Raw genomic sequence first — 12,486 nt, 5'->3', positions numbered from 1 at the left:
GCTGCCGCCGACCCGGTGGTCGATGACGCGTTCACCGGCGTCGAGGGCGAGCTGGGCATTACAGCCGCGTGCCGGCTGACCGGCCGTTCCCGGGCGACCCACTACCGTCGGCTGCGGCCGGCGCCACCGCCAGGGCCCCGCTCGCCGCAGGTTCAGCCCTCGGCTCTGACGGCCGAAGAGCGGGCTGCGGTACTGGAGTTGATGAACTCGGGCGAGTACGCCGAGCTCCCGCCCGCACAGATCTGGGCCCGCGAGCTGGATGCCGGGCGCTACCACTGCTCCGTCTCCACGATGTACCGGATCCTGCGCGAAAAGGGGCAGAACGGCGAGCGCCGAAGACAGGCCGCCCACCCCGCCAGGACGGTGCCCGAGCTGGTGGCCACCGGCCCGTCGCAGGTGTTCACCTGGGACATCGCCAAGGCGGCCGGACCGGCCAAGGGCATCTGGTACCACGCCTACGTCATCATCGACATCTTCAGCCGCTACATCGTCGGCCACACCGTCGAAGCAGCCGAATCCGCCGAACGGGCCGAGGAGCTGATCCGCGAGACCATCATCCGCAACGGCATCGTGCCCGAGACCGTGCACGCCGACCGCGGCACCTCGATGACGAGCAAGAAGGTCTCCCAGCTGCTCATCGATCTGGGGGTGACGAGATCGCACTCGCGGCCGAAGGTCTCCAACGACAACCCCTACAGCGAGGCCCAGTTCAAGACCACGAAGTACATGTCCGACTATCCCGAACGGTTCGACTCCCTGGCCCACGCCCGCGAATGGTTCGACGCCTTCACCGCCTACTACAACCATGAGCACCGGCACTCGGGCATCGGCTGGCACACACCCGCCTCCGTCCACTTCGGCACCGCCGAGGAGGTCCGCGACCAGCGGGCCGTCACCCTCGCCGAGGCATACACCCGCCACCCCGAACGCTTCGGCCGCCGACCCCGACTACCCGAGATACCCCAGCAGGCGTGGATCAACGACCCGGCCAAGCGCCGCGAACCCGCACCACAAACCTCATAGCATCACAACCGTCTCACTGGACTTGAAATCTTCGTGCGCCGTGGAAAGCGCTGTTTGACCGAGTGGAGGTGGAAGACCTGCACCGCTCGCCCCGTCGCAGCGGGGTGAGCGTAGCTGGCGGCAGCCTGAGCCGGGAGGTGCCGGGGAGGGCGGGAGCAGCCGCGACAAAGCCGGGACGACCCAGTACTGCCAGATGGGTCGGGTCCGGCGAGCGAGACGCAGAGGTGTACGAGAGGAACCGGCGTTTACGCCCCGAAATGAGTCACCGGCTCGAACCTGGCGGATCTGGGCCGGATGCGGTGCGTACCCAACTCCCTTCAGGAGATGGGGAACTTCTGGGCAGGTTTGTATTTGCAGGTCCGGGTGGCTGTGGAGAATGCCTGCGGCGTAACCACGGCGAGGCCGCCGGGGCAGAGTCGGGCGCCTACTGCGACGAACGGTCAGCAGTGAACACGGGAACCGTCCCGGATCTGCCGCCGTGCCGCGCGGCCAGCGCGGCACGGCGGCTGGGCCCATCGTCGGCCGATCGGTTCGGGACGGGGCGGAGCCGCCGTAGTACTCGGAGCCGGGGAGAGCCCGGAACAGGGGGAAGGGCGGCAGCAGTTACGGGAAGGGATGGAGACTGCAATGCCAGAAGACGCACCGCCGAACGGCAGTGCTCCGGCCGGATCGGCCCCGCTGGGACCGTCGGGCCGGGTACTGGAGATGCAGACCAAGCTTCACCGTTGGGCGGTGGCCGAACCTGGCCGCCGGTTCGACGACTTGTTCAACTTCGTGCACGACCCGGCGACGCTGATGGTGGCGTTCGACCGGGTCGCGGGCAACCAGGGTTCCCGGACCGCCGGCGTGGACGGCCTGACGGTCGCCGATGTCGAGTCGGCTCCGGGAGCGCCCGGGTTCCTGGAGGCTTTGCGCGCGGATCTGAAGTCCGGATCGTTTCGGCCGCTTCCGGTGAGGGAACGCAAGATCCCCAAGCCGGGCGGGTCCGGGAAGGTCAGAAGCCTCGGGATTCCTTCCGTGGCTGACCGGACCGCTCAGGCCGCGCGGAAGCTGGTGCTGGAGCCCATATTCGAGGCCGACTTCCTGCCGGTCTCCTACGGGTTCCGGCCCAAGAGGCGGGCCCAGGACGCGATCGCCGAGATCCAGCGGTTCGGCACCAAGGGCTACCGATGGGTGCTGGACGCCGACATCGAGGCGGCCTTTGACAACGTCTCACACTGCGCCGTCATGGACGCGGTGCGGGCACGGGTCAAAGACAAGCGCGTCCTGGCGCTGGTAAAGGCGTTCTTGAAGTCGGGCATCCTCACTGAGGACGACCGACGAAGGGACACCCACACCGGCACCCCGCAAGGCGGCATCCTCTCCCCGCTGATCTTCAACATCGCGCTGTCGGCGCTCGACGAGCACCTGCACCGCGACTGGAAGCCCGGCGGGCGGATGGATGGCCAGTACCCACGCAAGAAGCGTCGTCGCCACGGCCTGCCCAACTGGCGAACCGCCCGCTACGCGGACGATTTCGCGATCTTGGTGCACGGCTCCGCCGACGACGCCCGCGCACTCCAGGACGAAGTGACCTCCGTACTCGAACCCCTGGGGCTGCGGCTGGCGCCAGCCAAAACCCGGATCGTGCACATGGAGGACGGGTTCGACTTCCTCGGCTTCCGCATCCAGTGGAAACGCAAGCGGGGAACCGACAAGTGGTACGTCTACTTCTTCGTCGCCGCGCGGCCCATCCGCTCGGTGAAGGACAAGATCCGTGCCCTGACCCGCAGGACATCACAGGCCAGTCCCGCAGACGTGCTGATCCGGCTCAACCAGATCGTGCACGGCTGGACCAACTACTTCCGGCACGCCGTCGCGAAACACACGTTCCGGATGTTGGGGATCTTCCTCTGGCATCGAGTGATCATGTGGTTGAAGACGCTGCACCGCTGGTCGTGGAAGGACATCCGCAGATGGCTCCTCGGCCCCAACGGGTCCTGGCTGCCGATCGCGGTGGACGGGGTGGAACTGATCAACCCGGCGCGGACACCCGCGATCACGCGATACCGCTACCGGGGCGACACAATTCCCACCCCCTGGACGACCGCCTGACGAACAGCCCACGGCAGGAACTGTGGAGAGCCCGGTACTCGGTAACGGGTACGCCGGGTTCGGCGAGCGGCCTGGAGAAACGGGCCGGTGGCAACACTGGCACCGCGCTCCAGGCCGACTCAACCGGCCGGCTCCGCCGATGGCGTCCGCACGCTGGATGCCGCAGCGAAGGCGCAGCCCGAGTGGGCCGCCACCCCGGCTCGCGAGCGTGCCGAGATTTACACCCGTGATCTGGAACGGGCGCTGCGCGTTGGTGCGGCACTCGAGTCGGGCACGGTGGGGATCAGTTGTGGCGTGATATCCCGGCCCTGGCCAGCCTGGCCAAAGCCATCCGCGAGCACCAGCCGCAGTCGTGCAGGGCATCACCACCCGGTTCAACTCCGGCGTCGATGAAGGCCGCATCACCGATCTGAAGCTCCAGAAGCGGATCATGGCCGGACGCGCGGGAGTCCCGCTGCTCCGCCACCGTGTCATCCTCATGGCCCTGCTCCGACGCCGCTATGTGTGACGGAGCGTCACCGGCGCACGGTGGCATGCGCCTGCTTCACGGAAATCTTGCCGGGCCACGTTCAGGTGTACGCCGACAACGGGAGTGTTCAGCGCAATCCGGGTGTCAGGGCGGACGCCGTGGTACTCGTCCTCGGCGTGCTCGGCCTCGTGCTGAGTGTGCTCGGTATTGCCACGCCGGCATAAGTGACGGGTCAGGGAGAAGCCTCCCCGACCCGTCAGCCCTGGTCGGCATGAGAACTGGTCTCAACGGTCGGCTCGGCTGTACCCTCAGTCCGTGGTGCCGGCACTCGCCAGCGCAGCCTCGAGAAGGCGGCGGCCCGGATCCGCGGCGATGCCGGCGTCCACCGGGACGCGCTGCGCGATGAGTTTCCGCGCCGCCGCGTAGTCGGCAGGCGAGCCGATCGCGTCTACGGCTGTGACGACTCCATCGCACAGGTACAAAACCGAGAACCTGCGCTCGTCGGGGTTGCCCCGGATGACCAGCTCGTCGTCCGGGACGACGAGGCCGGCGGCCTGAAGCTTGATATCGTACTGGTCGCTCCAGAACCAGGGCGGGTCGACGGCCGGCTGTTCCACTCCCGAGAGGTAATCGGCGAGGACGCGGGCGTGGGAGACCGCGTTCGGCATCGATTCCAGTCTCCTCGGCGCTTGGCCGTCGAGATCGGTGACCTTCGCGACGTCGCCGACCGCGAACACGTCGTTCGCGCTGGTCCGGCAGAAGCGGTCGACCAGGATGCCACCGTCCACGTCGATCCCGGCGCGCGCCGCCAACTCGTCGTTGGGAACCATTCCGATTCCCACGAGGAGCTGATCCACGGCAACCCGCGAGCCGTCACTCAGGACGGCTCCGATCACGTTCCCGGCGTCGGAGTACTGGTACTCGACGACCGCCGTGCCGACGCGCACGTCGACGCCTCGGTCGCGATGGAGGCGCCGGAAGAATTCCGACACGACGGGCGATGTGACCCGGCCCAACAGGCGATCTGCAGCCTCGACAAGCGTCACCTGAGCGTCGAGGGAGCGGAGCACCGATGCGATCTCGAGTCCGACATAGCCCCCGCCGACGACCACGAAGGACGCGCCGTCCGTTCGCACCGCCTTCAGCCTGTCGACGTCGGCCAACGTGCGGATGTAGTGAACGTTGGGCGCCGATCGCAGGATGGAGTCCGGCAGCCGTCGCGGTCGGCCGCCGGTCGCGAAGACCAGCTTCCGCCAGGTCCGGACACGTCCGTCGTCGAGGGTCACGGTCTGAGCCTCGACGTCGACGTCGGCCACGGCGACACCGGCCGAGACCGCGATACCGTGGCGATCGTAGAAATCGGGCCGGCGCAGGTAGAGGTCGGCCGCTTCGACCTCCCCTCGGAGGTATGCCTTCGACAGCGGCGGTCGGGTATAGGGGACGTGGTCCTCCTCCCCGACGATGGCGATGCTGCCACCCCAATCGCGAGATCGCAGGGCGGCGGCCAGCTCTCCGGCAGCCTGCCCCCCGCCGATGATCAGGAGGTCGCTGTCGGCGGTCATCGCTGCGTCTCGGGGACGTGGAGCGACAAGCCGTCCAGGTCCTCCGTCAGGGTGATCTGGCAGCAGAGCCTGCTGGCGGCAGTCGGCTCCTCCGCGGTCACGTCGAGCATCTGCTCCTCTTCCGCCGTCATCGGGGGCAGCTTCGCCAGCCACGGATCGTCGACGAAGACGTGACACGTAGCGCAGGACAGGTCTCCTCCGCACTCACCGACGATGCCAGCTACGAGATTCTCGACCGCCACTTTCATCAAGCTTCGGCCCACATCGGCCGAGACGGTGATGCGTTCCCCGCTGGGCTGCGTGAAGGTAACTTCGGGCATTTCGCTACTTCCCTATCGGTGCCGTCAGGACGTCACATGTGCCCGGCGACAGGACACTTCGCGGTATCACCGGTGCCGTCGTGCACAGACGCATCGTCGGAAGGACCGACGACGGGCAACGTTTGGACCGACGCCATGACCTGACGCGCACGCTCGAGAGCGAACTCCCGGGTCACGGGGTTGGTGGCGGTGATGTAGTCGCCCTTCATCAGGCCGTCAACCGCTTGCCGGGCGACCTCGTCGGCGTTCTGAGCGTTCGGCTCGATGGCTTCGGCGAGTTCGCGCGATGAGTGGATCAGCTCGACCAGCTTCTCGGTCCTCACCCAGCTCGGGGCGAGCAGAGTCACTGAGACCCCCGAGTCGGCGAAGTCGCGCCGGGCCGTATCCACCAGCCCGAGCGACGCATACTTCGCCACCGTATAAACGCTGGCGGGGAAGACATGCGGCGGCACGCCGAGTGAGTGCTCGGACCCCACGACCAGGAGGCGGGCCGGGGACCCGGAACGGGACGTGCCGATCAGAGCCGGCGCGAATGCGCGGATCACGTTGTAGACACCGAACACCATGATGTCGAAGGTGCGTCGGGCGGTCTCCGGATCCGTCTCCCAGATTGAGCCGGAAGCGCCTCCCCCCATGACGTTGGCCACCACGATATTGAGGCCGTCCTGGGCTACTCCGGCCGCCTTCAGCACGCCCGCCAGGTCGGTGGTCGACGTCACGTCGGCGTGGACGTACGTTGCGCGTCCACCGGACCCGTTGATGTCCGCGGCCGCCCTCCGTCCGCCCTCGTCGTCGATGTCGCTCACGACCACGAACGCTCCACGGCGCGCCAGCTCTGTCGCAATGGCCTTGCCGACGCCGGTGGCGGCTCCGGTCACGAGAGCCGTCTGGCCGTCCAGGCTCGTCTCCACCGCGCTCATGACCAGGCCACCGGAAGGGATCGGATCTGATTGATGAAGACGGACCGGCCGCGTTGCGGCTCACCGTCCAGCCTGAGCGAGAACCCGCGCTTCGACATCTCCTCGAAGAGGATCCGCAACTCCAGCTTCGCGAGCGCGTTGCCGATACAGCGATGTGTTCCCGAACCGAACGTCAGCGATGCCGTCTCCGTGCGCCACGGGTCGAACTCATCGGGGCGATCGAACACCCTTTCGTCGCGGTTCGCCGCGATGAAGTACAGGTTGAAGAGGTCGTTCTTGCGCACCTCCTGGCCGCCGACCACGGTGTCCTCGGTCGCCGTCCGTGACATGAACATGGCTGGCGTGATAATGCGCAGGAACTCGTCGACTACCTTGTCGGGGCCCAGTTCGTCGATGCCACGCACCGTCCTCTCCGCGACCTCCGGATCCTCGAGGAATAGCCGCATCGATTGACCGATCAACGTGTGCGTCGTCTCGAAGCCGGCGCCCTGCAGCAGGTTCAGAAAGCTGTGGCCCTCGTCGATCGTGACGTCGCCTCGCTCGATCGCGTGGGCGATCACGGTCGTCATGTCGTCCTGCGGCTCCCTGAGCTTCAGAGGGATGAGCTCCTCGCGGTAGTACGCCATCGTCTTCTCGATCGCTTCTGCCGTCTGGGCGAGGTCACCCGTCCCCTGTGCAGCGAACGCGTCGAGCGTGCGATCGACGATCCACTGCCGCTGCTCACGCGGCACCCCTTGGATCTGCGCGATCACCAGGGCCGGAACGACTTGAGCGACCTCCGTGATGTAGTCGAAGGACGTGAGCGTGCCGATGTGATCCAGCGTCTCGACCACGATCTCGCGGACCCACGGGTCGAAGTTCTTCACGACCCGGGGACCGAACGCCTTCGCCGCGACGCGACGCACCGAGCTGTGGCGGGGCGGGTCCATGTGCATCAACAGGTCGATGTTGGGGTTGAGCTGCGGATCGGCAGGCAGGTTGGTGCCCGGCCAAGCCGCGCCCGGGACGGAGCTGAAGAGGTCGGGCCGCGCTTCGATGTCGAGAATGTCCTGGAACCGTGTGACGGCCCAGAAGCCACCGTTCGCGACGCCGATCGATGCGTCCTGCCAGTAGAAGCCAGGCTGGCTTCGCATGTGGTCGAAGGCGTCGAACGGCACTGCATCCTGAAAACTTGCGGGGTCGGTCAGATCAGGCAACAGGGCCTGAGCGGTCGTCGACATCGCATCCTCCTTGAGGCGACGGGAGGTCGGCGTAGACCTCGCGCACACAGTAAATCAACTAGTTGGTTACCGCAATCGGGAACACCGAGCAGGTTGCGTACGCGACTGATCGCGCCATGCGATCAGTCGAGCGCGAGGGATCCAGGGGCCCGGCCGGATTCCCGGACACCTGGCCTGAGGCGTCGATCGCTGCGGAGAGGAGTCCGGGACAGGTCCCGTGCCCACGCGGCCGGGTTTCAACCCTGCTCCTGCCATTGCGGGCACCGATCCTGCCTGGGCGGATTGGATCCAGCGCTGACACGACACCTCGACGCTGACGCCCAAGGTCCGCTCGATCATCCGCACAGTCGTGGCCAAGGCAGGCCGCTAGCCGGCCGCCGAGCACCCAGAGATCCACGAACCGGCGCAGTGGACGTGGGCGACCTGCGCCGCCCGGGTCGCGGCGGTGGGCCGCATGAGCGTCGGTGACTACGTGCAGCGGCGCGACCACTTGCGCGGCCGTGTCGGCAAACCGATCTCTCCGCGCACCAAGTCCCACAATCTGATGGCCGTCCGCGCAATCTTCCGCGATCTGCAGGAGTGGGAGTGGATTCCCCGCCGGTTCGACCCGGCCCGCGCGCTGGCAGTGCCGCGCCGCGTCGCCGCGCTGATCGGCGCCGACCCCAGGGGGATCGCCGACGAGGTGTGGGCCGAGCTGGGCTGGGCTGAACCTGCAAGCCGCTGACCTACCTGGTGACCCCGCCGGCAGCTACTGCCTTAATGGACTTGGTTCGGCGCTCACGCTGACCTGGCTGTTCTCCGGACTGCGCAGCGACGACTGCCTTCCCACGGATCCCGTGCAGGACGTTCCTCAGCTTCGACTACTGCTCGAGAGGGCGCCGGACCGGTGATGACGTGATGCTCATGGCATCCCCTCCTGCATCGCGTGCCCGGTTCAGAAGGCCCAATTCGGTGTCGCGGAGCCCACGCGCTCGGCCGGGCGCTCCCAGAACAGGGGAGTCCCCTCGATCCGCACCGGGAACACGAGCCGCTTGACCGGGCCGAACGGACCCGCGTAGATGCGGTCCTCCCACGGCCCGTCGATGGGGATCTGGATGGCCGGGCCCGGATCCGCCGTCGACCGTGCGTCCTTGATGACCAGCGAGGCCGTTCGCGCCAGCGAGAACTTCCACGTCGATCCGGCGCCCGTGCGGGCGCGCGTGGTCAGGCCGCGAATCGCCGCAGCGGCCATCATGTGGCCCGTGGTGAAATCGAGCCCCTCGACCGTGGTGTGCCGGGGACGCGAGGCGTCGACCATCAGCCCGTTCACCGAGATCGGCACGCGCGTCTCGGGGTCTTCCAGCGCCCACCGCTGCGTCTCGTTCGCCAGCCCGACGCTGAACTGCACCACGGTGTCGAAGCCGCGGCGCAGGGCCCACGGGCCCGTCCAGCCGTAGGCACGCACGGCCACCTCGACGAGGTCGGGCTTGATCACGCGCCGCTCCTCCTCGCTGATGATCGCGTCGATCGCCCCGGGCCGGTAGCCGTGGACGAAGACGTCGGCTTCGGCGAGCAGACGCTTGAACTGCTCCAGGCCCTCGGGCGTCTTGATGTCGAGGAAGGCCCAGCGCTTGCCGAGCACCATCTCTGCGCCGCGGCCCCCGTGGCTGATGGCCTCGTCGGAGCCGGGCCGCTCGATGCGCAGCACCTCCGCGCCGAGCGCGGCGAGCCACCGCGTTCCCACCGGGCCCGCGATCACACGGGTCATGTCGAGGACCTTGATCCCCGCCAGGGGCCGGCCCGGAGTGGGCCGCCACAGGGAACCCGACGCCGGGTGCTCGGTGTACGCCGCCAGCGGCTCGGCGTCGACCGCGCGCCCCGCCGGCGTCTCGAGCCACTCTTCGGGCGTCCGGCTCGCGGCGACGATGGCGTTGCCGTCGACGAGCCGCTGCTCGATCTCGTCGGCCGGGGCCGCCTTCACGACGGCCGCGACGGCGTCGATGTCGTCGGCGACACCGAGGGCCTTGACGATCCGCGCGCGGGCCGAGGGGAAAATGCCGTGCAGACGCAGCCACCGGTCGTCGGCCGTGGGCAGTTCGGTGAAGAAGTCGAGGTTCGCCGGCATGGGGACGATGAGCGGTTCGCCCAGCGGCTGCGAGGGCCCGAGGGGCAGGCGGAACCAGCCGCTGGCGATGTAGCGGTCGACCTCTATCGCGGGGTGCGGCTCACCCACCTCGCCGAGGAGTTCGCCCACGGCGGTGGCGACAAGGGCGTTGGACGCGCCCGCGAGATCGGTCAACGCGAAGGGCGAGGGCATGGCCCCCTCGCCGGTGAAGGTGACGTTGCTCGTGAGCTCGGCGTCGCCGCCCAGAGCGCTCCACAAGTGGCTCAGCAGGCGGTGGGTTTCGGGGAAGGTATGGGACATGATCATCCGATTCCTCTGTGGGTACGGGAAGTGTTCTGCGGTTCCAGCTGCTCGATCGCGGGCAGCCAAGTGGTCATCAGGGCCTGCAGCACCGCGACGAAGGCCACCGGCTGATCCAGGAACGGGTTGTGACCGGATACCGCGATGACGGCTTCCGCGGATGGAGCCGGGGTGAGGGCCCGCATCTCGGCCGCGGCATCCGCGTCGAGCACTCCCCCGTCGGTGCGGATGATGGCGAGGGGCACAACGAGCCGACGGAGGAGGTCGCGCAGCGACGCGTTCTCGATCCACAGGCGATCGGAACGTTTCCACCGCCACCCGTCGCCCTCGCGCCGGAGGGACGTCTGCGCCAGATGGCGGCGCAGCACCTCGGGGAGGGGCGCGTCGGTGCGCGAATGGCCAGTCGAGAATCGGGCGATGCCCTCTTCCGCCGAATCGAAGCGCGGACTGGGCTTGTCGCGCCCCGGCCAACCGGCATCGTTGAAGCGGGTGTCGACCGTCACGACCGTCCGGAACAGCCGCGGATGACGTATGGCCGCGGCGACGCCGACAACACCGCCCATGCTGTGCCCGACCAGCACGGTGCGGCGGAGCCCGGCGGCTCGCGCGACGGCCGCCACCTCGTCGGCCCACCCGTCGATCGCATAGGCGTCGCGGTGCGTGCTGTCGCCGTTGCCGGAGAGGTCGATGGCTACCACCCGGGAGCCGGTGAGAGCCGGCCCGATGTGGTCCCACCACCGCGCGTGCGCCAGCCCGCCGTGCACGAGCAGGATTCCGTCCGCATCTCGCGGACCCCATGCGCAGTAGGCGATCTGAGCGCCGCCCACGGCGACCCGGTACTCGCGGGCCGGCACGGCAAGGTTCCGCTCGACCCAGTCGAGCGTGCCGCCGGGCGCCGTCATGGCGGGCATGTCACGGTGCCGCGAATCGGAGGAGGGACACGGCATCGGTGACGTCGTTCCACGACGCCACCAGTCGCATCCCCACTCGCGCCTCGTCGGGCTCCAGGTCGAGACGGACCGTGAAGACCACGCCGTCATCGGTGAGCACGCGTCCGACGACGTAGGGGATCTCGTCCTTCATCGACGGGTCGAGCGCGCGGTGGTAGACGACGTAGGTGTAGAGCTCGCCGGTCGGCGCGATCGGCACCCACGACTGCGAGTCCGACCAGCACCGGGGGCAGATCTCGGTCGCCGGATAGCGCAGGTCGCCGCACGCGCCGCAGCTCTGCGCCAGGAGCCGGTGCTCGCGTGCCGCCTCCCAGAAGGCGGCGGTGGCGGGGTCGGTGACGTCCGGAAGGTTCTGCGGCGTCGCGTTCGAGGTCGGTGCGTAGGTCATTGCGAAGTCCCGATGATCGAGGCGGCGCTCTTGAAGAACGCCATGGTGGAGCAGTAGAGGGCGAGTTCGGGGTGGGGCACCTGGCGGTCGGGCTCGACCGTCCCGCGCAGTTGACGTACGGCTTCGACCATGTGGAGCCAGCCCCACATGTAGCTCTCGGACAGCTGACCGCCGTTGGTGTTGAGCGGCATGTCTCCCCCGGGCCGGGTGTGCCCCTCGGCCACCCAGCGCCCGCCCTCGCCGACCGGCGCGAATCCGTAGTGCTCGACCATCTGCAGGTTCCACACGGCGGTGGGGTTCTGGATGTAGAGGATGTCGATGTCCGACGGAGTGAACCCGGTGTTCTGCCAGATGCGGGCGGCGGTGCCCCCGATGTTGGGCCGGGAGGGGAAGTCGGCGAAGCGATCACCGATGATTTCCGTCCCCTCGGCCATGCCGAGGATGTACACCGGCTTGTTCGGGTAGTCCTTTGCTCGCTCGGCGCTGGTGACGATCAGCGCAACCCCGCCGTCGGAGATCATCGTGACGTCTTCGCGCCGCAGCGGCTCGACGAGATACGGCTTGGCCAGGTAGTCCTCGATCGTGAGCGGATCGCGGAAGATCGCCAGGGGATTGCGCTGCGCCCACTCGCGTTCCGATACGGCGAACCAGCCGAACTCCTCATCCGTCGTCCCGTAGAGCGCTTTGTGGCGCTGCAACGCCATGCCCGCCTGCCCGGCGATGTGCACGAAGCCCGACGCCCCCTCGAGAGACGGCGTGGGGGCGGCGAAGTTGACCTTCGACGAGCGAGCGTTGGCGCCGTAGACCAGGACGATCGTCTCGGCGAGCCCGGTGAGGATCGCCTGTACCGCCAGGTGCAGCGAGAAGTTGCACGTGCCGTAGTCGAGCGTCTGGGCGTACTTCGGACTCATTCCGAACAGCGGCCCGACGGAAACGTCCGCGTTCCCGCCCTGGATGGACTTGCACGTGATGAGGCCGTCGACCTGCTCCCGCGTGATGCCCGCGTCGGCCAGCGCGGCCGTGATGGCCTCGATCGACAGCCGTTCGGCGCTCTTTCCCGGGAATGTGCCCTGGTCGGAGTGTCCCACTCCGACGATCGCGACTTTGCCGCGGATGTCTTCCACCGTGTCTTCGTC

Annotated in this window: 12 protein-coding genes; 4 read left to right on the top strand and 8 right to left on the bottom strand. The window is 68.1% G+C overall.

Annotated elements, in window-relative coordinates:
- The first annotated feature begins 15 nt into the window (after positions 1 to 15).
- The 3 genes from H4687_RS01250 to H4687_RS01240 all read left to right on the top strand — a co-directional run bounded on the left by H4687_RS01250 (position 16) and on the right by H4687_RS01240 (position 3,625).
- Positions 16 to 1,023, top strand: a complete 1,008-nt coding sequence (locus H4687_RS01250) for an IS3 family transposase (protein WP_099970536.1) — start codon at positions 16 to 18, stop codon at positions 1,021 to 1,023.
- A 627-nt stretch (positions 1,024 to 1,650) separates the two neighbouring features.
- Entirely contained in the window at positions 1,651 to 3,117 is a 1,467-nt protein-coding gene (gene ltrA / locus H4687_RS01245; RefSeq protein WP_046915444.1) for a group II intron reverse transcriptase/maturase, read from the top strand.
- A 352-nt stretch (positions 3,118 to 3,469) separates the two neighbouring features.
- Positions 3,470 to 3,625 carry a hypothetical protein gene (locus tag H4687_RS01240; protein ID WP_225966546.1) on the top strand — a complete coding sequence of 52 codons (156 nt, stop codon included), beginning with the start codon at positions 3,470 to 3,472 and terminating at the stop codon, positions 3,623 to 3,625.
- A gap of 269 nt (positions 3,626 to 3,894) precedes the next feature.
- Here the strand turns inward: H4687_RS01240 and H4687_RS01235 are convergent, their stop codons facing one another.
- The 4 genes from H4687_RS01235 to H4687_RS01220 are packed head-to-tail and all read right to left on the bottom strand — an operon-like array spanning position 3,895 to position 7,608.
- Positions 3,895 to 5,148 (bottom strand): NAD(P)/FAD-dependent oxidoreductase, encoded by a 1,254-nt coding sequence (locus tag H4687_RS01235; RefSeq protein WP_046915445.1) that lies wholly within the window; start codon positions 5,146 to 5,148, stop codon positions 3,895 to 3,897.
- Positions 5,145 to 5,468 carry a 2Fe-2S iron-sulfur cluster-binding protein gene (locus tag H4687_RS01230; protein ID WP_046915446.1) on the bottom strand — a complete coding sequence of 108 codons (324 nt, stop codon included), beginning with the start codon at positions 5,466 to 5,468 and terminating at the stop codon, positions 5,145 to 5,147. The genes H4687_RS01235 and H4687_RS01230 overlap by 4 nt, the downstream gene beginning before the upstream one ends.
- Positions 5,469 to 5,500: 32 nt before the next feature.
- Positions 5,501 to 6,388, bottom strand: coding sequence for an SDR family NAD(P)-dependent oxidoreductase (locus H4687_RS01225; protein WP_078907540.1), 888 nt, complete (start codon positions 6,386 to 6,388; stop codon positions 5,501 to 5,503).
- Positions 6,385 to 7,608: a cytochrome P450 gene (locus H4687_RS01220; RefSeq protein WP_078907539.1), complete on the bottom strand. Its 1,224-nt coding sequence runs from the start codon at positions 7,606 to 7,608 to the stop codon at positions 6,385 to 6,387. The genes H4687_RS01225 and H4687_RS01220 overlap by 4 nt, the downstream gene beginning before the upstream one ends.
- Positions 7,609 to 8,062: 454 nt before the next feature.
- Here H4687_RS01220 and H4687_RS01215 point away from each other — a divergent pair, with 454 nt between their 5' ends.
- Positions 8,063 to 8,332 carry a hypothetical protein gene (locus tag H4687_RS01215; protein ID WP_046915449.1) on the top strand — a complete coding sequence of 90 codons (270 nt, stop codon included), beginning with the start codon at positions 8,063 to 8,065 and terminating at the stop codon, positions 8,330 to 8,332.
- Between the two features lie 210 nt (positions 8,333 to 8,542).
- Here the strand turns inward: H4687_RS01215 and H4687_RS01210 are convergent, their stop codons facing one another.
- From H4687_RS01210 to H4687_RS01195, 4 genes are read right to left on the bottom strand one after another with little or no spacing between them, the layout of a single operon-like run.
- Complete coding sequence (locus H4687_RS01210) at positions 8,543 to 10,012, bottom strand: CoA transferase (RefSeq protein WP_063778529.1); 1,470 nt, start codon at positions 10,010 to 10,012, stop codon at positions 8,543 to 8,545.
- 2 nt (positions 10,013 to 10,014) lie between these two features.
- On the bottom strand, positions 10,015 to 10,923 hold the full coding sequence (locus H4687_RS01205; protein WP_050399402.1) for an alpha/beta fold hydrolase: 909 nt from the start codon (positions 10,921 to 10,923) through the stop codon (positions 10,015 to 10,017).
- A 1-nt stretch (position 10,924) separates the two neighbouring features.
- Positions 10,925 to 11,350, bottom strand: a complete 426-nt coding sequence (locus H4687_RS01200; protein WP_046915451.1) for a Zn-ribbon domain-containing OB-fold protein — start codon at positions 11,348 to 11,350, stop codon at positions 10,925 to 10,927.
- Positions 11,347 to 12,474, bottom strand: coding sequence for a thiolase family protein (locus H4687_RS01195; RefSeq protein WP_078907537.1), 1,128 nt, complete (start codon positions 12,472 to 12,474; stop codon positions 11,347 to 11,349). The genes H4687_RS01200 and H4687_RS01195 overlap by 4 nt, the downstream gene beginning before the upstream one ends.
- Positions 12,475 to 12,486 lie beyond the last annotated feature (12 nt).

This window comes from Streptomyces stelliscabiei, assembly GCF_014873495.1.
Classification (GTDB): domain Bacteria; phylum Actinomycetota; class Actinomycetes; order Streptomycetales; family Streptomycetaceae; genus Streptomyces; species Streptomyces bottropensis.
Note: the sequence above shows the minus strand (reverse complement) of the source record. Positions and strands in the feature narration are given on the sequence as shown.